This is a genomic window from Leeia oryzae DSM 17879 (assembly GCF_000376945.1).
GTDB lineage: Bacteria > Pseudomonadota > Gammaproteobacteria > Burkholderiales > Leeiaceae > Leeia > Leeia oryzae.
In genome coordinates this window covers 85,097-104,263 of the sequence record NZ_AQXU01000015.1, presented here as the reverse complement: position 1 = coordinate 104,263, position 19,167 = coordinate 85,097, and the positions used below count along the sequence as shown (strand labels likewise).

General features: G+C 50.7%; 20 protein-coding genes. 13 read left to right on the top strand and 7 right to left on the bottom strand.

The genetic code is table 11. The features are described from left to right. Positions 1–66: 66 nt before the first annotated feature. Entirely contained in the window at positions 67–1,635 is a 1,569-nt protein-coding gene (gene nadB / locus F552_RS0103295; protein WP_018150294.1) for an L-aspartate oxidase, read from the top strand. A gap of 67 nt (positions 1,636–1,702) precedes the next feature. Here nadB and F552_RS0103290 read toward each other — a convergent pair whose 3' ends face one another. Beyond that, positions 1,703–2,248: a retropepsin-like aspartic protease family protein gene (locus tag F552_RS0103290; RefSeq protein ID WP_169333564.1), complete on the bottom strand. Its 546-nt coding sequence runs from the start codon at positions 2,246–2,248 to the stop codon at positions 1,703–1,705. A 383-nt stretch (positions 2,249–2,631) separates the two neighbouring features. Here F552_RS0103290 and F552_RS0103285 point away from each other — a divergent pair, with 383 nt between their 5' ends. The 11 genes from F552_RS0103285 to F552_RS0103235 all read left to right on the top strand — a co-directional run bounded on the left by F552_RS0103285 (position 2,632) and on the right by F552_RS0103235 (position 13,105). Continuing rightward, complete coding sequence (locus tag F552_RS0103285; protein WP_245546649.1) at positions 2,632–3,513, top strand: HDOD domain-containing protein; 882 nt, start codon at positions 2,632–2,634, stop codon at positions 3,511–3,513. A 20-nt stretch (positions 3,514–3,533) separates the two neighbouring features. Continuing rightward, a complete protein-coding gene (locus tag F552_RS0103280; protein ID WP_018150291.1) occupies positions 3,534–5,963 on the top strand; it encodes a heavy metal translocating P-type ATPase in 2,430 nt (809 codons plus the stop codon). Positions 5,964–6,128: 165 nt separating this feature from the next. Next, entirely contained in the window at positions 6,129–6,308 is a 180-nt protein-coding gene (gene ccoS / locus F552_RS0103275) for a cbb3-type cytochrome oxidase assembly protein CcoS (RefSeq protein ID WP_026182353.1), read from the top strand. A gap of 81 nt (positions 6,309–6,389) precedes the next feature. After that, on the top strand, positions 6,390–7,820 hold the full coding sequence (ccoN, locus tag F552_RS0103270; RefSeq protein WP_018150289.1) for a cytochrome-c oxidase, cbb3-type subunit I: 1,431 nt from the start codon (positions 6,390–6,392) through the stop codon (positions 7,818–7,820). Positions 7,821–7,838: 18 nt separating this feature from the next. Further along, positions 7,839–8,453, top strand: coding sequence for a cytochrome-c oxidase, cbb3-type subunit II (ccoO, locus tag F552_RS0103265; protein WP_018150288.1), 615 nt, complete (start codon positions 7,839–7,841; stop codon positions 8,451–8,453). A gap of 24 nt (positions 8,454–8,477) precedes the next feature. Beyond that, a complete protein-coding gene (locus F552_RS20290; protein ID WP_083917413.1) occupies positions 8,478–8,651 on the top strand; it encodes a cbb3-type cytochrome oxidase subunit 3 in 174 nt (57 codons plus the stop codon). Then, on the top strand, positions 8,648–9,589 hold the full coding sequence (gene ccoP, locus F552_RS0103255) for a cytochrome-c oxidase, cbb3-type subunit III (protein ID WP_018150286.1): 942 nt from the start codon (positions 8,648–8,650) through the stop codon (positions 9,587–9,589). Before F552_RS20290 ends, ccoP begins: the two co-directional genes overlap by 4 nt. Positions 9,590–9,716: 127 nt before the next feature. Continuing rightward, positions 9,717–11,144, top strand: coding sequence for a cytochrome c oxidase accessory protein CcoG (ccoG, locus tag F552_RS0103250; RefSeq protein ID WP_018150285.1), 1,428 nt, complete (start codon positions 9,717–9,719; stop codon positions 11,142–11,144). Between the two features lie 15 nt (positions 11,145–11,159). Next, positions 11,160–11,663: a FixH family protein gene (locus tag F552_RS18380; RefSeq protein WP_018150284.1), complete on the top strand. Its 504-nt coding sequence runs from the start codon at positions 11,160–11,162 to the stop codon at positions 11,661–11,663. Between the two features lie 279 nt (positions 11,664–11,942). Next, positions 11,943–12,500, top strand: coding sequence for an ankyrin repeat domain-containing protein (locus tag F552_RS18375; protein WP_169333563.1), 558 nt, complete (start codon positions 11,943–11,945; stop codon positions 12,498–12,500). Between the two features lie 83 nt (positions 12,501–12,583). Beyond that, positions 12,584–13,105 carry a CBS domain-containing protein gene (locus F552_RS0103235; RefSeq protein WP_245546646.1) on the top strand — a complete coding sequence of 174 codons (522 nt, stop codon included), beginning with the start codon at positions 12,584–12,586 and terminating at the stop codon, positions 13,103–13,105. A gap of 78 nt (positions 13,106–13,183) precedes the next feature. Here F552_RS0103235 and F552_RS18370 read toward each other — a convergent pair whose 3' ends face one another. Beyond that, positions 13,184–13,399, bottom strand: coding sequence for a DUF3460 family protein (locus F552_RS18370; RefSeq protein WP_018150281.1), 216 nt, complete (start codon positions 13,397–13,399; stop codon positions 13,184–13,186). A 68-nt stretch (positions 13,400–13,467) separates the two neighbouring features. Next, positions 13,468–14,037 (bottom strand): TetR/AcrR family transcriptional regulator, encoded by a 570-nt coding sequence (locus tag F552_RS0103225; protein WP_018150280.1) that lies wholly within the window; start codon positions 14,035–14,037, stop codon positions 13,468–13,470. 107 nt (positions 14,038–14,144) lie between these two features. Here F552_RS0103225 and F552_RS0103220 point away from each other — a divergent pair, with 107 nt between their 5' ends. Beyond that, the gene (locus tag F552_RS0103220) at positions 14,145–14,636 is read left to right on the top strand and encodes an HPP family protein (RefSeq protein ID WP_018150279.1); all 492 of its coding nucleotides are present in this window, start codon (positions 14,145–14,147) and stop codon (positions 14,634–14,636) included. Positions 14,637–14,644: 8 nt separating this feature from the next. On the opposite strand, the gene F552_RS0103215 is transcribed toward F552_RS0103220, so the two are convergent. From F552_RS0103215 to lpdA, 4 genes are all read right to left on the bottom strand, one after another. Next, complete coding sequence (locus tag F552_RS0103215) at positions 14,645–15,349, bottom strand: TIGR01621 family pseudouridine synthase (protein ID WP_033374581.1); 705 nt, start codon at positions 15,347–15,349, stop codon at positions 14,645–14,647. A gap of 118 nt (positions 15,350–15,467) precedes the next feature. Further along, positions 15,468–16,352 (bottom strand): succinate--CoA ligase subunit alpha, encoded by an 885-nt coding sequence (gene sucD, locus F552_RS0103210; protein ID WP_018150277.1) that lies wholly within the window; start codon positions 16,350–16,352, stop codon positions 15,468–15,470. A 31-nt stretch (positions 16,353–16,383) separates the two neighbouring features. Next, positions 16,384–17,553, bottom strand: a complete 1,170-nt coding sequence (gene sucC / locus F552_RS0103205) for an ADP-forming succinate--CoA ligase subunit beta (RefSeq protein ID WP_018150276.1) — start codon at positions 17,551–17,553, stop codon at positions 16,384–16,386. 62 nt (positions 17,554–17,615) lie between these two features. Continuing rightward, positions 17,616–19,043, bottom strand: coding sequence for a dihydrolipoyl dehydrogenase (gene lpdA / locus F552_RS0103200; protein WP_018150275.1), 1,428 nt, complete (start codon positions 19,041–19,043; stop codon positions 17,616–17,618). Positions 19,044–19,167: the final 124 nt, after the last annotated feature.

Sequence of the window (19,167 nt, the reverse complement as noted above, 5' to 3'; positions counted from 1 at the left end):
TCACAAAAAGGTCTGATACACTTATACGCTCTTTGTAGCTTCATTATTCATACATAGGCAAACAGAATGCAATTTGATGTGTTGATCATTGGCAGCGGTCTGGCAGGACAGTCTTTGGCACTTCGTCTGGCCGAACATCGTAAAGTCGGATTATTCACAAAAAAAGCATTGCTGGATGGCGCAAGTAGCTGGGCTCAAGGTGGTATTGCTGCTGTACTGTCAGACGAAGACTCGATCGAAGAACACATTAAAGACACGCATATTGCCGGCGGTGGATTATGTGATGACGAAGCCACTCGTTTTATTGTAGAGAACGCCAGAAGAAATATTGAGTGGCTAATAGATCAAGGCGTACCCTTTACCAAGGATGACTCGGCGTTCGGTTTCCATCTGACCCGAGAAGGCGGGCACAGTCACCGCAGGATCATCCATGCTGCAGATGCTACTGGCGCTGCGGTACAAGACACACTGGCACACAAAGTCGCCCGCCATCCCAATATTCAGGTATTCGAAAACCACATTGCCGTTGAGCTGATTACCAAGCAAAAACTTGGCATGAATGATAACAGCGTTATCGGTGCCTACATGCTGGACAATACCACTGGTAAGGTCAGCACGGTTTCTGCACCGTTTACAGTGCTTGCCACAGGCGGCGCCGGCAAGGTGTACCTGTACACAACCAACCCGGACACCGCGACCGGGGATGGCATTGCCATGGGCTGGCGAGCGGGATGCCGGGTAGCCAATATGGAATTCATTCAGTTCCATCCTACTTGCCTGTATCACCCGCATGCCAAGTCGTTCCTGATCTCTGAAGCCGTGCGTGGCGAAGGTGGGCTGCTAAAACTGCCGGATGGCCATCGCTTCATGCCGGATCACGACGAACGAGCCGAGCTGGCCCCACGTGACACCGTGGCACGATCAATCGATTACGAAATGAAACGCCATGGACTGGACTGTGTCTATCTGGATATATCTCACCAGCCCAAAGAGTTCCTTACCAGCCACTTTCCAACCATCTACGCCCGCTGTCTTGAGCTGGGCATCGACATGTCCAAAGAAGGTATTCCGGTGGTGCCTGCTGCGCACTATACTTGCGGCGGCCTGATGATTGATCTGAAGGGGCGCACTGATGTGCCTAATCTGTATGCTGCTGGTGAGGTGGCGTTTACAGGTCTGCATGGTGCTAACCGGCTGGCAAGCAACTCCTTGCTGGAGTGCCTGGTCATTGCGGAAAGTGCCGCCAATGACATTCTGAGCCAGCCAGTGCCAGCTTTGCCTGACATCCCGGCCTGGGATGAAAGTCGTGTTACCGATGCCGATGAGGAAGTGGTCATTTCCCATAACTGGAATGAACTGCGCCATGCCATGTGGGATTACGTGGGTATTGTCAGAACGACCAAACGTCTGGAACGCGCTCTGAACCGCATCCAGCTACTGACACAGGAAATTCAGGACTATTACAAACACTTCCGTGTAAGCAATGACTTGATCGAACTGCGCAATCTGGTACAGACCGCCGAATTGATCGTGAGAAGTGCATTGTCGCGCCATGAGAGCAGGGGGCTGCATTTCAGCCGAGACTATCCAGATACCTTGCAAGAAGCACAAAATACCGTTCTCACCCCCAGATAGAACAAAACGTCAGGCCCGCAACAAGCGGGCCTGACGTTTTTAGTAAAAGGATGGGATCATTTGCTGATCAATGCTTGATCAGCTCCAGCTGACCATTATTCCGCTTCATTTCCAACCGGTTGAGAAAGCTCATCCCTAGAAGGACCATAGGCATGTTCCCCTGAATGACCGTACCGTCCACTTGATACAGGGTGATATTTCCGACACGCACGCTATCCAGGCGCACCATCCAGCTATTGGCTTGGCCATTGGCAGTATTCACGATGACCCGCTGCCCAGATTTGTAGTCCAGACCAAGCTGGGCAGCGACCCCCTCCCCCATGGAAACGGCAGTAGCACCAGTATCGACAACAGCACTGGTGGAACGACCATTGATGGCAATTGTGGTAAAGAAATGTCCTTGCTGATCTGCAGTTAATACCTGACTGACATTACCGGAGCCTGACTGGCTATCACTGGAAAATCCCGCATCACCCAGATCCAGTTTCTGACGCTTTCCTGCTACTTCGATCATGGCCGAACTCCCCGCAACCGACAAGACCTTCACATCGTTATAACTCTGACCAACCTTCACCGTTTTCGGGGAGCTGCCATCTACTTTAAGGACAGCCATGCCCGGCATGACGCCTATCAGTTGCACACTTTGAGCCAGCACGGAACCGGAACAGATCAATAGCAAAACGCTTTTCGAGATCAAGGAAAAAAATTTGGACATTGTTAGACTGTGCTTTCTGCTGGCATCGCGTACATTGGCTTGTTCGAAATAGTAGTATGAATACATTGAACTAGCCCTATCTATCGTCATTTAAGCATGCCGGTACAGCGCAAACAATATGTCAAATGCAAAATATTTTGCAACGATGCAGATTTGAAATCTGGCAGGTGTCTTTGCCCAAAAATTTGGACAAAAAGGACTTTCTCGCCTATGTTAGAATCTGTCCCTAAAACATAGATGCAAACAAGATCAAACGCGCACGTCTCCGTGTTTCATTGATCGTGCTGCTGGAGCTGGTAATGCGGGTTATCACCAAAGAAGATGTCACCACAATCTCAAAAAACATTGTCATTCCGGCAAGACCAGCCATTCTGGAGCAGCTTCATACCCTGACACTGAAAGCGGATGTCGATCCGACTGAGCTCGTTAGCATTATCGGTCAGGACATGGGGCTTGCAGCCAGCGTTTTGAAAACCTGTAACTCTCCTCTTTTCAGAACCAATGCAATGCTCAGCAGTATCAGCCAGGCTGTCGCCAGGTTAGGACAGAAAAATATCCGTCAGCTCGCCACAGGGTTTATTCTTCGGCAATCAACCATGCAAAATGCAGCCAAGTCACTGCTTGGACCATTGGGGGAGTTTTGGGACTGGTCCAACCGGGTTGCCATGATATCGGCGCTGATCGCCCAACAGATTGGAGGCGGTCATCCGGAAGAGCTTTATTGCTTTACCCTGTTCAGAGATTGCGGTATCCCGGTCATGCTGTTGCGCTTTAAGTCTTATGGACGCACACTGGAACTGGCACACAAGGGCAGCGATTACCAGTTTCTGAAAATCGAAGAAGAATTGCATGCGTGCAATCATGCCACAGTGGGTTACCTTGTTGCCAAGGCATGGTTACTGCCTGATGAACTATGTAATGCCATCTTGCAGCACCACGAAGAGGATGTGCACAACCCTAAAGATAATCATGATGATGGTAATATCGCCAATCTGATATCCATCAGCCGCATGGCGGAGCATATCGAAGCCTCCCTGCACCACCGGGCTGATCCTGGCTGGGAGCTTGGCCGAGGGGAAGTCATCCTGGCCCATCTAGGTTTAACACTGGAAGAGTTTGAAGACTTGCGTGATGGTATTCATCTTCGCTTTCAAGCTGAATAATCACTCACCCAAAGTATTTTATGTCTGTCCTTGAAGTAACAAAGTGCTTTCATTGCGGCCTCCCCGTCCCACAGCATGCCGAATCGTTCCCAGTCCAGTTTGATGGAGAAACCCAGCAGACCTGCTGTGCCGGTTGTCAGGCCGTCGCACAGACCATTGTGGATCAAGGGATGGGGGCCTATTACCGGCAGCGTAAAACCGAGGGGCACAAAATCGAGGCGCTGCCTCAAGAACTGCTTCAGCAACTGGCCCTGTACGATGACCCGGACATTCAGTCCAGCTTTGTCAGGCAGGTGGCCGCAGAGCAGGAAGCAACGCTCTTGCTGGAAGGCATCACCTGCGCGGCATGCATATGGCTCAACGAGCAAACCGTCAGAAGGTTGCCCGGGGTTACCTTCATCAGCATCAATTATTCCAATAACCGCGCCATCGTACGCTGGGACCCTTCAGCTACCAAACTGTCTGTCATACTGGAAGCCATCAGCCACATAGGCTACACCGCTCATCCGTTTGATGCCGAACGTCAGGCAACCCACTACGCCAATGAACGCAAAACCGCGCTCAAACGTTTGTTTGTGTCAGGTTTTGGCATGATGCAGGTCATGATGTACGCGTGGCCTGCTTACTTCTCTGACCGTATCGATCTGCCGCTGGATCAGGATTTCCTGTTGAAATGGGCAAGCCTCATCCTCACAGTACCCGTCATCCTATACTCTGCCTGGCCATTCTATATTGGTAGCTGGCGAGATCTGAAGCAAAAACGGGTCGGCATGGATCTGCCCGTGACGCTGGGAATACTTGGCGCATTTCTTCCAAGCGTATGGGCAACCATCACCCAACAAGGTCATGTCTATTTTGATTCAGTCGCCATGTTCATCTTTTTGTTGCTGACCGGGCGTTTTCTTGAACTGACCGCCAGGCGCAAAGCCAGCAGCAGTGCGGATGGTCTAAGCAAGCTGATTCCTGCGTTCGCCCACCAACTGACCCACTGGCCATCCAGTCAGGCAGCCTCAGAGCAAGCCGTTGCACGCTTAAAAGTGGGAGACATCATTCTGGTCAAGCCCGGCGAGGCCATACCGGTGGATGGCGAGATCGTACAAGGCGAAAGTGATGTCATCGAGGCACTGTTGACGGGCGAGAGTCGTCCCATAGCCAAAAACCCGGGCATGCCCGTGATTGGTGGCAGCCTGAATCAAAGCCATCCGCTCATCATTAAAGCCCTGAATGTAGGTCAAAACACCCGGATTGCCAGTATTGTCCGGCTACTGGATCAAGCCTTGGGCGAAAAACCCGCCGTCACAGAACTGGCTAACCGTTTTGCCAGCTGGTTTGTCTTCATGATTTTATGCGTTGCTGCAGGCACGGCAATCTATTGGGGGCAAAGTACTCCGGAGCGCGCATTATGGATCACCGTATCCGTATTGGTCATCACTTGCCCTTGCGCCCTCTCTCTGGCGGTACCCGTCGCCTTGACAGCGGCGACAGGCACACTCGCAAAAGCAGGCCTGCTGGTTACCAGAGGTCACAGCATCACGACACTCGCAAAAATTGACCATATTGTTTTTGACAAGACAGGTACCTTGACCCTTGGTCAGCTCAGCGTCAGTAACAGTTACTTCTTTGACGATCGGGCAAAGATCGAAAGCCTGGTCAGAACCATGGAAAGCCATTCAGAGCATCCGGTTGCCCATGCCTTATGCAGGTTCACCCAGGGGGCAACACTCGCGGCTTGCGAGCAGGTATTCAATCACAAGGGGCAAGGTATCGAGGCTGTCATTGATGGTTGCACCTACCGTTTGGGCAAACCATCTTTTATCTCTGACTTTACCGCGGGGCCATGCCCGCAAGTCGCTTCTGCAGAAGTGATCTGGCTGGCCAGCCATGACACATATCTGGCAGCATTCGAACTGGCTGACACGTTGCGTAGCGACGCAATGGAAACCGTTCAGCACTTTCAGTCACTCGGGATGACCATACATATCGCCAGTGGCGATCAACCGGTTGCTGTTGAAAGCATTGCAAGGCAGCTCAACATTGCCAACTGGCATGCAAACCTGACTCCGGAAGGCAAGCTTGCGCTCATTGAAACATTGCAAGCCCAGCATCACATGGTTGCCATGGTAGGTGATGGCGTGAATGACGCTCCCGTACTGGCCAAAGCACAATTGTCGATTGCCATGGGTGCGGGTGCAGACCTAGCCAGATATTCAGCAGACATTGTGCTATTGGGCGATTTACTGAAACCCTGCGTACAAGGTTGGCTACTGGCACAAAAAACACAAAAAATCATATACCAGAATTTATTCTGGGGACTCTGTTATAACTTCATTGCAATTCCCCTTGCAATTACAGGACATGTCACCCCATTAATTGCGGGTATTGGCATGGCCTCCAGTTCTCTTATTGTCGTATTAAATGCATTAAGGCTTACCCGCATTACGACTAAATGATTGTCCAAGTCGCGTCTGTGCAACCGCAAGACTTGACTTGGGTCAAAATTGACCCTTGAAGGGTGCGGTAAATTGTCGCAGTCGCTGTTAATTGGTTGGCTACATTTTGCCGCACCTAGCTTAAACCAGCGTATAATCGCAGCTCACCAAAAAATTCAATCTGAGATGGACATAATTTATTTGTTAATTCCAGTCAGCCTACTCGCAGTACTGTTAATCAGTATGCTGTTCTGGTGGGCAATCAAAGGCGGTCAGTTCGACGACCTTGAAGGCCCGAGTTTTCAGATCATGATGGATGACGACAGAGACACTCCTGAGCAATCTGCGCAGGAGTCACAGCGTTAGCCAACAGGTCACGCGATGTTCATTGCGTAATAAAGCATGTCCTTGAAGCTACAAGTTTTTGTAAACGGGAGAAACCTCACTATGGAAGCGCAAGCCACTTACAACTATAAAGTGGTCCGCCAGTTCGCCGTGATGACCGTTGTTTGGGGCATCGTCGGAATGCTGGTCGGCGTTATTATCGCCGCCATGCTCGTCTGGCCAGATCTAAACCCGGGTTTACCATGGTTGACATATGGTAGACTTCGTCCACTTCACACCAATGCAGTTATTTTTGCTTTTGGTGGTTGCGGTCTTTTTGCTACATCCTACTACGTCGTACAGCGCACCTGTCAGGTACGCTTGTTCTGCGACAAACTGGCTGCCTTTACGTTCTGGGGTTGGCAACTGGTTATTCTTCTGGCTGCTATTACCCTGCCTCTGGGTTATACATCCGGTAAAGAATACGCCGAACTCGAATGGCCAATCGACATTCTGATTACCATCGTCTGGGTTGCCTATGCGCTGGTGTTCTTTGGCACCATCGTCAAACGCAAGGTAAAACACATTTATGTGGCCAACTGGTTCTTTGGCGGCTTCATTCTGACCGTTGCAATCCTGCATCTGGTTAACAGCGCAGAGTTGCCTGTCACCTTCTGGAAATCCTACTCAGCTTATTCTGGCGCACAAGATGCCATGGTTCAATGGTGGTATGGCCACAACGCCGTGGGCTTCTTCCTGACAGCCGGCTTCCTGGGCATCATGTACTACTTCGTGCCTAAGCAAGCGGGTCGTCCGGTTTACTCTTACCGCCTGTCAGTCGTTCACTTCTGGGCACTGATTTTCACCTACATGTGGGCAGGTCCTCACCACTTGCATTACACCGCATTGCCTGACTGGACTCAAAGCCTGGGCATGGTGTTCTCCCTGATTCTGCTGGCACCAAGCTGGGGCGGCATGATCAACGGTATCATGACCCTGTCTGGCGCATGGCACAAACTGCGTGATGATCCTATCCTGAAGTTCCTGGTGGTATCCCTGTCTTTCTACGGTATGTCTACCTTCGAAGGTCCGATGATGTCCATCAAGACCGTCAATGCCTTGTCTCACTATACCGAATGGACCGTTGGTCACGTTCACAGTGGTGCCTTGGGCTGGGTTGGCTTCATCACCATCGGCGCAATCTACTACCTGATTCCACGCCTGTTTGGCCGTGATGAAATGTACTCCAAGAAACTGGTAGAAACCCACTTCTGGGTTGCAACCATCGGTATCGTTCTTTACATCGCCTCCATGTGGATTGCCGGTGTGATGGAAGGCTTGATGTGGCGTGCATTCAACAGCGACGGTACTTTGACCTACACCTTCGTTGAAGCACTGAAACAAAAATACCCTTATTACATCATCCGCGTACTCGGTGGCGCACTGTACCTGTCAGGCATGATCATGATGTTCTACAACGTGATCAAGACCATTTCTGCTGGTAAGGCAGTGGATGCAGCCATTCCTGCAACCAACGCTGCTCACCACGCCTGATAGGGGAAGGAATACATCATGTTAATCAAGCACGAAACGATTGAAAAAAATATCGGCTTAATGATCATCCTGACCATTCTGGTAGTGAGTTTTGCAGGTTTGGTGGAGATTGTTCCACAAGCTTTCCAACGCTCTACAACCCAGCCAGTCAAGGGTCTGAAGCCATATACAGCATTGCAGCTAGCCGGCCGTGATATCTATATCCGTGAAGGTTGCTACAACTGCCACTCACAAATGATCCGTCCTTTCCGTTCAGAAACCGAACGTTATGGTCACTACTCTGTTGCTGGCGAGTCTGTATGGGATCATCCGTTCCAGTGGGGCTCCAAGCGTACCGGTCCTGACCTGGCCCGTGTAGGCGGACGTTACTCTGACGAATGGCACCGTGCTCACCTGACACAACCTCGTGATGTTGTGCGTGAATCCAACATGCCTGCATTCCCATGGCTGGGTCGTACGCCGCTGGATACTACCGATCTGCCTAAGAAACTGGCTGCCATGAAAACGTTGGGCGTTCCTTATACCGACGCACAGATTGCAAGCGCGCAAGCTGATGCTGCTGGTAAAACCGAACTGGATGCCGTGGTTGCCTACCTGCAAGTACTGGGTACCGCCATCAAGGACAAACGCTGAACTGATTAGCACGAGGATTGCATAATGGACATGAATCAAATGCGTGTCATTTCAACGGTTTTAAGTTTCATCGTTTTTCTCGGCGTCGTTTGGTGGGCTGTTATCCCCAAAAACAAGAGAAATTTTGATGAAGCAGCAAACCTGCCATTTGCTGATGATGATGCCAATATGCATAACTCGTCAGGAGAACATAAATGAGTGATTTTCTTGGAGGCTTCTGGAGCCTTTATATTTCTGTCATCGTGATTGGCGGATTTATTGGTCTGTTTATCTTGTTGCTAAGCCAGAACAAGGTAAAGAAACAGACCGGTGAAAAAGTGGAAACCATGGGCCACGTCTGGGATGACACCCTGGAAGAGTACAACAACCCGCTGCCACGCTGGTGGATGTGGATGTTCTACGGCACGTTGGTATTTGGTGTGGTTTATCTGGCGCTGTATCCAGGCCTAGGCGAGTACAAAGGTGCTTATGGCTGGTCTTCTCATGGTCAGTACGACAAAGAAGTTGCAGTTGCGGAAAAAACCTACGGTCCTATCTTCAATGGTTATCTGAAACAGCCGATCGCCGTTGTGGCCAAGGATGAGAAAGCCCGCAAAATGGGTGAGCGTTTGTTCCTGACCTATTGTGCTCAGTGTCACGGCTCAGATGCACGTGGCGCCAAAGGCTTCCCGAACCTGCGTGATGCAGACTGGCTGTGGGGTGGCGCACCAGAAACTATCGAAGCAACCATTCTGCACGGTCGCCCAGCGGCTGGTCCAGATGGTGTTCAGCCTGTTTCTGATGCACCGCGCATGCCTGCATGGGGCAAGATTCTTGGTGAAGAAAAAGTCAAAGACGTTGCCAACTACGTTCGCTCACTGTCTCAAAAAGAGAACATTGATGCAGACCGTGCAACACGTGGCAAAGAAATCTTCGGCCAGAATTGTGCTGCCTGTCACGGTGCAGATGCAAAAGGTAATCAGGCACTTGGTGCTCCAAACCTGAGCGATGACATCTGGTTGTACGGCGGCTCGCAAACCACCGTGGTAGAAACCATTACCAATGGCCGCAATGGCGTGATGCCAGCCAAAGGTGACCAGCTGGGCGCTGCCAAAGTGCACTTGCTGGCCGCTTATGTATATGGTCTGTCAAAATAAGTAGTACCATCCGCAAGTAAGGGAGTGCGACACTATGTCGCACTCCCCTCTCCTCTCCAAGAGGGGATAATGATAAGCCGGTTTCATGAAGCCGAATTATCATTGTCGTAACCTCAGCAGGTTTAGCATGACCAACTCGTTCAAAAATATCCCCATCAAGTCAGAAGCATCTGACGCCGCTGATGAGCTCTACGAAGTCCGGAAAAAAATCCAGGTTCGTTCTGTTACCGGTATATTTGCTACCTACCGCTGGCTACTGGTTTGGATTACCCAGCTGGTATTTTATGGCATGCCCTGGCTGACCTGGAATGGTCGTTCTGCAGTCCTGTTTGATCTGACAACCCGCAAGTTTTATATTTTTGGCCTGATTTTCTGGCCACAGGATCTGATCTACCTTGCCCTGCTGCTGATGGTGTCAGCTTTTGGCCTCTTCTGGTGGACTGCCATTGCCGGTCGGCTCTGGTGCGGTTATGCCTGTCCGCAAACGGTGTATACCGAAATCTTCATGTGGATAGAAGAGAAGATCGAAGGTAACCACGTTGCACGTCAAAAACTCGACAAAGCCCCCTTCAGTGCCAGAAAACTGTGGTTGCGTGGTGGCAAGCATGCTGCATGGCTAGCGCTGTCTTTGTGGACTGGCTTTACCTTCGTTGCCTATTTCACCCCCTTGGCCACGCTTTTCCAGGAAACCGCTTCATGGAATTTCGGCCCATGGGAAATGTTCTGGATTTTCTTCTATGGCCTGGCCACGTATGGCAATGCCGGCTTTCTGCGCGAGCAAGTCTGTAAATACATGTGTCCATATGCACGTTTTCAAAGCGTGATGTTCGACCGCGATACCCTGATCATCAGTTATGACACCGAACGTGGCGAGCCACGTGGTAGCCGGAAAAAGTCTGCAGACCCTGCCGAACTGGGACTGGGCTCCTGTATTGACTGTGGCATTTGTGTGCAGGTATGCCCGACAGGCATTGATATCCGCAAAGGTTTGCAATATGAATGCATCGGCTGTGCAGCCTGTATTGACGGTTGTGATCAGGTCATGGAAAAGATGAATTACCCTAAAGGGCTGATTCGCTACACCACGGAGAATGCGCTGGAGCATGCCTACGACGAGAAAAAAGGCCTGATGAGCCATATCCTCCGTCCACGGATTATTCTTTACACCGCCATTCTGGCGATTCTGGTCGCCGCCATGATCGGTACGCTGGCCGTGCGCAATCCGCTTAAAGTGGATGTACTGCGCGACCGCAATACACTGGTACGTGAAACCGCGTATGGCCTGGAAAACGTGTACACCATCAATATCATCAATACGGATGAAGCAGTACATTCATTCTCGGTAGATGTGGATGGTATTAATGGCATTAAACTGGCCAGCGATACCAAGCTTCCAATTCAGATGACACCGGGCAGTACACAGAAATTCTCTGTGCGTGTCATTGCTGACCCTGCCGAAGCCAAGCCAGGTACCTATGAAATCCATTTCAAGGTTCAGGCACTGGACACGCCAGCCATGAGTCGTGTTGAAGAATCCAGTTTCATTTCAAGATAATAAAGGTACTAACAGATGTTGACTGACAACGTAACTAAGCCTTGGTACAAGCATAAATGGCTATGGTTCTTGCTGATTGGCCCAGGCATTGTTGTCGTTGCGAGCATAGTCACCATTTACATCGCCGTGACCAAAAGCGATAGCCTGATTGTGGATGACTATTACAAGGAAGGCACCACCATCAATGAGAATATCACCAAAGACCAAAAGGCCGCCAAACTGGGGTTGACGGCTGAACTGGTCATTGGTGATGATCAGCGCATTCGCGTGTTCCTGCATCAGACCAAAAACCCGGTCAAATACCCCAAACTGAAACTGTTCGTTCAGCATGCCGCCAATGAAAAACTGGACCAGCACATTGAGTTGCAACCAGATGGCGTAGACAGCTATGTCAGCAAGCAGCTGAATCTGCCGATTGGCAAATGGTATTTCGATTTGAGCGATAGTAATGGGGACTGGAAATTAACCGGCTTTATCAAATTCGGTCACGAATTCCAGACAGCCCTGAAACCGGCCTGATCAATCCACTTATCAAAACTTGATAAAACTTAAGGCATAAAACAGGATCCATGTGTTTTATGCCTTTTTTATACTCCCCTGCCCTGCATTTACTGGTTGCTTCCAGATAAAACATCTCCTACTCGCAGCAAAAACGTCTAGAATTCAAGCACGATGATGTCCCCTGTAAAGCAAACCATGCTGATAAACCGTGCCAACACATTAAAAATCACACTGCTCGTCTGGATGACATGCCTGTGCCTCGGTACAACCTATGCCACAGCAGAATCTTATGATGACATGATCCAGGCCGTAAAAAACGACTTTGAAGGGGATGCAAGAGAACTGCTGGACAAAGGCTTTGACGTTAACACGACCGACCCCAAAGGAAATACGCTTGTGATATTGGCGGCAGCCAATCGCGCCACCCGCACCCTGCCTGCCTTATTGGCCTACCACCCCAAACTTGAACTACGTAATATCTATGGTGAAACTGCCCTGATGCTGGCCGCCTATCGCCGCGAAAAAGGCATGGTAACCGCCCTGCTTGCTGCTGGTGCCAAGGTCAACAGCACCGGCTGGACGGCACTGCACTATGCAGCCAGTGGCGGTGATATGGACATCGTAAACCAACTGATATCAGCCGGGGCAGATATCAACGCCAAGGCACCAGAAGGCAGCACGCCGATGATTATGGCTGCACGCGAGGGTAAGATTGACGTCATCAAACGTCTGTTATCGTTACATGCAGACCCAAGTGTCATGAATGAAAACGGAATGACCGCGCTAAAATGGTCGCTTAAGCGTAATGACACCGATATCATGGAATTGCTGGTAGAGGCAAACGCCACCCAATAAGCCTGGCACTGGCGTTGGTCGTAAAAAGACCTATCAAGCAAATGGACGATATGCCTATAATCAAGGTGTCTTTTTGAGGAATCTTGAGCTGGCATCAAGCCTATGTCGAGATGACGCAGGTTTTGGATTCGGATGTATCATCATTGTCAGCGATGACACCAGAGGAGGTAAACACCATGAAGACTGCGCGCCAGATTTTAAACAACAAGCCTGCCGGGGTTTACTCCGTACCTCCTGAAGCCAGTATTTATGCCGTTCTGCAGCTGATGGCCGAGAAAGATATTGGCGCTGTACTTGTCATGGAAAGTGATACGCTGGTGGGGCTGTTCTCGGAACGGGATTACGCACGGAAAATCATTCTGAATGGAAAAAATTCAACCGATACGCTAGTGCATGAAGTCATGACACAGCGCCTGATTGTTGTCTCACCCAGTACCGAATTGGCCGCTTGCATGGCACTCATGTCCAATAACCGGATTCGCCATTTGCCGGTTGTTGAAAATGGCAAAGTCATGGGTGTTTTATCCATTACGGATTTGGTAAGAGAAACGATTGCCGAACAGCAATTCGTGATTGAACAATTAGAGCACTATATCCATCAGTAACCGACTGATTTCATCTACACACACAATAAAAAACCCCAATTTATATTGGGGTTTTTTATTAGCTGGCGCAATCACTGCTTAGAGTGAAACCTTTTTAGCAGGACCATTACTGTAGAAATAGCCTTGATAGTAATAACCGTTTTGTTTCACTTTGGAATCACGTGCTTGCTTTTCAAACTCGGCATCCACTGGCTTATCCCACCACACAGCACGATTTTCCAGACGTTCGTTAGCCACTTCAGGATTTTTCTTGAGAAATTCATCCATGAAGCTCGTAAATTCAGATTGGTACATAGCGATTCTCCAGTCAGTATGCGTAGATTATACAGCCCAAACAACTATTGCCCAAGCCTGAAATGTGGTTAGCCGACAAGCAAACCAGACGGTGCCACTACTGACAACACACCTTCGGCGGCCCGTATGGCCTCCCCTATGTGCCGGCAATCACCGTGGATCAAACCCAGTACGACAGCACCTTCCAATAGCAGCATCAGATGACTGGCAGTCGCAGGAGGCATATCTGCAGGCAGGCTCGCCCGGATATATGCCTCGAGTTCAACTTTGTGTCTGGCAGCAAATTGATGCGCCATGGCTTGCGCGGCGGGAAAGGCTACAGCGGCACTGATGAACGCACACCCTCGAAACGTATCACTGGCAATCCACGCTTGGTGCCACTTGAAGATAGCCGCTATCCGCTCACCATGTTGAATAGGGAAAGCATCGGCGAACTGCTTTAACTGCTGGAAAAACTGCTGATCTCTTAAGGCCAACGCTTCCAGTATGAGCGCCTGCTTGGAAGGGAAATGCTTGTACAACGTCATTTTGGCCACCCCAGATTCGTCAAGGATCCGGTCAATGCCTACAGTATGGAACCCTTCCGCCATAAAAAGGCGAAGTGCGGTTTCTACAAGATGCTGTTTGCGTTTACTCATGTATTTCAAGATCTTGAAGGTTTGGTCTCATAAAACTAGCCTTGACAGTATAGCGGCATGCAGACAAATAATATACAGATCTGTCTATTTCTGGAGAAAGTAACCCCATGCCGACACGACAAACCCTAAAAACCTTTTTTGGATTTCCGGCAAGGCAGCCGGGGAAGATTATCGCATTTGCAACGCTGGGGGGATTTGTAGCCATTGGCTGGATTGCCCTCTTAGGGCAGTTACTGAATCAGCCTTTGATTCTGGGCTCATTTGGTGCAAGTTGCGTGCTGGTATTTGGATACCCCGACAGCCCGTTCTCCAAAGCCAAACAGGTCATCGGAGGACATGTGATTAGCGCGGCGTCGGGGTTGATCATCTTGTCCACGCTGGGCAGCGGACCGCTGGCAATGGCATGTGCACTAGGCTTGGCCATTTTTCTGATGCATGTAACACGCACGGTTCATCCGCCTGCAGGCTCAAACCCGGTAATCGTGATGCTCAGCCAGCCCGGCTGGCACTTCCTGCTGACCCCTGTACTGGTAGGTGCAGTCTTGCTGGCAGCGACAGGGTGGAGTTTCAATCGGTTAACAAAACCCTTCAAGTCATGAAGAGGTGACTATAGAACAGGCCATGGCAGCAAGCCGGGCTGCTGCCATTGACCAAGCAACAGTGCCTGCATAGCAGGATGCGTAAACCACATCCCTTCCGTTGGTGTCGCCTGATACGACCACGTCCGCCCCTTTAGTTCGAAACCGAGTTGGTAGGCGTGCAGATAGCCACGGTCAACATTCGCAGCGCCCTCTCCTGCCGAAGCATAGCGCGTATCCCCCAGAATGGGGCTACCAAGGCTTTTCATGGCCACCCTGATCTGATGCGTCCTGCCAGTGTGAGGACGCAGCAGAAACGCGCGGATACCCGGCACTAAGGAGGTAGAAAAAAACTGGGTTATGGCAGGATTCTCCACGCTTTGTTGCAGGCGCCAGCTACCGCCCCGTGATTTCACCATGTCCCCTTTCACCAGTCCCTGCTTTCTGGATGGCTTTTTGTCCGATATCGCCAGGTAGTACTTGCTGACACTCCGGGATTGCCATTCTTCCGATAGCAAACGGGCAGCCTGATACGACTTGGCATAGACCAGCAAACCACTGGTCATCTTGTCCAGACGATGGATCTGATAAAGTGCAGGCGCGCCGCAGGCTTGTTTTAATATGTCAATGAGCCCTTCATCCGCCTGGTCTTTATGGACGGAAATATCGGGCATTTTATTAATGATGATGAAGTCATCCTCATCGGCAAGCAGCTGGAATGCATCGGTTTTCATGCGCGACATCCTACCATGATTCCTGCACTACCAATTGGTGCAATAACCGGCCACTATCAAACAAAAAGCCACCCGAGGGTGGCTTTTTGTCATGACATCTCAAACGCTTGCTGACAGATTACAGCATGCCTTTGGATTTCAGTACTTCAACCATGGTGCTGCCCAGTTCTGCAGGGCTGCGAGTGTAAGCGATGCCGGCTTTTTCAAACGCAGCAAACTTCTCTTCTGCAGTACCTTTACCACCAGAGATAATCGCACCAGCGTGGCCCATGCGTTTACCTTTTGGTGCAGTAACACCCGCAATGTAACCAACGATTGGTTTGGTGACATAAGCTTTGGCGTATTCGGCAGCTTCTTCTTCTGCTGAACCACCGATTTCACCAATCATGATGATCGCGTCGGTATCAGGATCATCCTGGAACAGTTTCAATGCATCGATATGGCTGGTACCAGGGATTGGATCACCACCGATACCGATACATGTAGACTGACCCAGACCAGCAGCAGTTGTCTGAGCAACAGCTTCATACGTCAGAGTACCGGAACGGGATACGATACCGATACGGCCTGGCTTGTGAATGTGCCAAGGCATGATACCGATCTTGCATTCGCCCGGGGTAATGATACCAGGGCAGTTAGGTCCGATCAGGCGTGAACCTGAAGACTCTACGTAGCGTTTTACTTGCAGCATGTCCAGGGTTGGCACGCCTTCGGTAATACATACGATCAGTTTTACGCCAGCATCAACGGCTTCGATGATGGAGTCTTTGGCGAAAGCTGCAGGAACGTAGATCACAGACGCATCGGCCTGGGTCTGACGCACGGCATCTTTCATGGTGTTGAACACTGGCAGACCCAGATGCTCAGAACCACCTTTGCCCGGAGTTACACCGCCAACCACTTTGGTGCCGCATTTGATGGCCTGCTCAGCGTGGAACGTGCCGTTCTTGCCGGTGAAACCTTGCACCAGCACTTTGGTATCTTTATTTACAAGTACGCTCATTTGTTTGAACCTTTCTGAACCGATGTGCTGATCAAGCGCCTTTGACGGCGGCAACGATTTTCTGAGCTGCGTCAGACAAACCTTGGGCTGAAGTCAGTTTCAGACCGGATTCATCCAGGATTTTCGCGCCCAGCTCGGCGTTATTGCCTTCCAGACGAACCACAACAGGCACAGTCACGTTCACTTCTTTAACAGCAGCGATAATCGCTTCTGCAATCATGTCACAACGTACGATACCACCGAAGATGTTGATCAGAACGCCCTGAACAGAAGGATCAGCCAGAATCAGTTTGAAGGCTTCGATCACGCGCTCTTTGGTTGCGCCACCACCTACGTCCAGGAAGTTGGCTGGCTGACCGCCGTACAACTTGATGATGTCCATGGTCGCCATGGCCAGGCCGGCACCGTTCACCATACAACCGATGTTGCCTTCCAGCGCAACGTAGTTCAGTTCGAACTCGGAGGCTTTCAGTTCACGCTCGTTCTCTTGTGACTTGTCACGGATGGCAGCCAGTTTTGGCAGACGGAACAGGGCGTTGCTGTCGATACCGATTTTGGCATCTACGCAGGCCAGGGAACCGTCACCGCGGATAGCCAGCGGGTTGATCTCGAACAGGGCAAAGTCGTTTTCAACAAAGGCTTTGTACGCGCCGGTCATCAGTTTAGTGAACTGACCGATCTGGTCGCCAGACAGACCCAGTGCAAAAGCAACGTCACGCGCCTGGAATGGCAGCAGGCCAACCAGCGGATCAACCGTTACTTTCAGGATTTTTTCCGGAGTGTTGTGTGCCACTTCTTCAATCTCGACACCACCTTCGGTAGATGCCATGAAGGTCACGCGACGGGTTGAACGGTCTACCACGGCGCCCAGATACAGTTCGCGCTGTACCGGGTACATGTCTTCACAAACCAGTACGGAATTGACTGGCTGACCGTTAGCGTCGGTCTGGTAAGTCACCAGATTTTTGCCAATCAGGCCTTTGGCCACTTCAGCAGCTTCTTCGCGGGATTTAACCACTTTCACGCCGCCTGCCTTACCGCGGCCACCAGCATGAACCTGAGCCTTGATCACGGCAAACTTGCCAGACAGTTTGTCAAATGCCTGCGCAGCCTCTTCAGGTGTTGTAGCCAACACGCCTTGCTGAACTGGCAAACCGTAAGCAGCCAGCAGCTCCTTAGCTTGGTACTCGTGCAAATTCATTCTTATTCCTTCTTATCGAGGGGTTATTGATTCAATACCTGCAGACACGCTGCAGGCATTGATCATGCGTGCAACGCGCGCTTGTCTACAGACAAAGCAGCTTCGTGGAACACTTCAGACAACGATGGGTGAGCGTGAACAATACGGGCAATATCTTCGCTTGCCGCACGGAATTCCATCGCCATTACAGCTTCAGCAATCATTTCTGATGCAAACGGACCGATCAGGTGAACACCCAGTACGCGGTCGGTCTTGGCACAAGCCAATACTTTGACAAAGCCTTCTGCCATCCCCAGACCCAAGGCACGGCCATTGGCACCAAATACGGATTTACCTGCCTTGTACTCGATACCTTCCGCCTTCAGTTGCTGCTCGGTCTTGCCGACCCAGGCAATTTCCGGGTTGGTATAGATCACCCAAGGAATGGTATTGAAGTCCAGATGCGGCTTCTGACCTGCCAGCATTTCGGCCACGGCCACGCCTTCATCCATGGCTTTATGCGCCAGCATCGGGCCGCGTACCACGTCACCAATCGCATAGACGTTTGGCAGACTGGTTTCCCAGTGATCATTGATCTCTACCTGGCCACGGTCGTTCAGTTTCAGACCAATCGCTTCGGCGCCCAGACCCTGGGTATTCGGCACACGGCCAACCGCAACAATCAGTTTGTCGAATTCGGCTTTGTGTTCTGCGCCTTTGGCGTCCACATACTCAACCGTCACACCCGCCTTGCCATTGGTCACTTTGTTGATCTTGACCCCGGTAGAGATCGCCAGACCCTGTTTGGTGAACAGCTTGGCAGCTTCTTTGGCCACAGCTTCATCTGCTGCACCCAGGAAAGCAGGTGCTGCTTCCAGAATCTTGACTTCAGCACCCAGGCGATTCCACACACTGCCCATTTCCAGGCCAATCACGCCGGCACCGATCACGCCCAGCTTGGCAGGTACTGCCGCCAGGCTCAATGCACCTTCGTTATCCAGAATATTGATGTTATCAACTTCAGCACCAGGAATCTGGCGCGGGCTAGAGCCGGTAGCCACAATGACGCGGGTAGCGGAAACGGTTTCGACCTTGTCGCCGTCTTTGACTTCGACTTGCCAGACATCATTTTCACGCTTAACCAGGCGACCTGTACCATGCAAGCTGTCGATCTTGTTCTTTTTGAATAAAAAGCCAATACCGCCGGTCAGTTTTTCAACGATCTTGTCTTTGCGAGACAGCATTTTGGCAACATCCAGCTTTACCCCTTCGGCGGTAATGCCATGGTCTGCAAAATCGTGCTGAATCTGGGCAAAGTTTTCTGATGATTGCAACAATGCTTTGGACGGGATGCACCCCACGTTCAGACAGGTGCCACCAAGGCTGGCCTTGCCTGCCTTGTTTTTCCAGGCATCGATACAGGCAACCTTGAAACCCAGCTGGGCAGCACGGATAGCTGCAATATACCCGCCGGGGCCTGCACCAATCACTACCACATCATAATTCGACATCGTGAAATCCTTTTTTCATGCTTGAGATGGCAAGTTCAATTCGATCTGCCATGTTATGCCAACCATCCATTCCGCTAAATGAGGTAAGTTACGGATACTATCGCCTCATTCTTCAGAAAGTACG

Coding starts and splice junctions, on each gene's coding strand:
- nadB (WP_018150294.1), top strand. CDS start 67: ATGCAATTTGATGTGTTGATCATTGGCAGCGGTCTGGCAGGACAGTCT.
- F552_RS0103290 (WP_169333564.1), bottom strand. CDS start 2,248: ATGGCTGTCCTTAAAGTAGATGGCAGCTCCCCGAAAACGGTGAAGGTT.
- F552_RS0103280 (WP_018150291.1), top strand. CDS start 3,534: ATGTCTGTCCTTGAAGTAACAAAGTGCTTTCATTGCGGCCTCCCCGTC.
- ccoS (WP_026182353.1), top strand. CDS start 6,129: ATGGACATAATTTATTTGTTAATTCCAGTCAGCCTACTCGCAGTACTG.
- ccoN (WP_018150289.1), top strand. CDS start 6,390: ATGGAAGCGCAAGCCACTTACAACTATAAAGTGGTCCGCCAGTTCGCC.
- ccoO (WP_018150288.1), top strand. CDS start 7,839: ATGTTAATCAAGCACGAAACGATTGAAAAAAATATCGGCTTAATGATC.
- F552_RS20290 (WP_083917413.1), top strand. CDS start 8,478: ATGGACATGAATCAAATGCGTGTCATTTCAACGGTTTTAAGTTTCATC.
- ccoP (WP_018150286.1), top strand. CDS start 8,648: ATGAGTGATTTTCTTGGAGGCTTCTGGAGCCTTTATATTTCTGTCATC.
- ccoG (WP_018150285.1), top strand. CDS start 9,717: ATGACCAACTCGTTCAAAAATATCCCCATCAAGTCAGAAGCATCTGAC.
- F552_RS18380 (WP_018150284.1), top strand. CDS start 11,160: ATGTTGACTGACAACGTAACTAAGCCTTGGTACAAGCATAAATGGCTA.
- F552_RS18375 (WP_169333563.1), top strand. CDS start 11,943: ATGATCCAGGCCGTAAAAAACGACTTTGAAGGGGATGCAAGAGAACTG.
- F552_RS18370 (WP_018150281.1), bottom strand. CDS start 13,399: ATGTACCAATCTGAATTTACGAGCTTCATGGATGAATTTCTCAAGAAA.
- F552_RS0103225 (WP_018150280.1), bottom strand. CDS start 14,037: ATGAGTAAACGCAAACAGCATCTTGTAGAAACCGCACTTCGCCTTTTT.
- F552_RS0103220 (WP_018150279.1), top strand. CDS start 14,145: ATGCCGACACGACAAACCCTAAAAACCTTTTTTGGATTTCCGGCAAGG.
- F552_RS0103215 (WP_033374581.1), bottom strand. CDS start 15,349: ATGAAAACCGATGCATTCCAGCTGCTTGCCGATGAGGATGACTTCATC.
- sucD (WP_018150277.1), bottom strand. CDS start 16,352: ATGAGCGTACTTGTAAATAAAGATACCAAAGTGCTGGTGCAAGGTTTC.
- sucC (WP_018150276.1), bottom strand. CDS start 17,553: ATGAATTTGCACGAGTACCAAGCTAAGGAGCTGCTGGCTGCTTACGGT.
- lpdA (WP_018150275.1), bottom strand. CDS start 19,043: ATGTCGAATTATGATGTGGTAGTGATTGGTGCAGGCCCCGGCGGGTAT.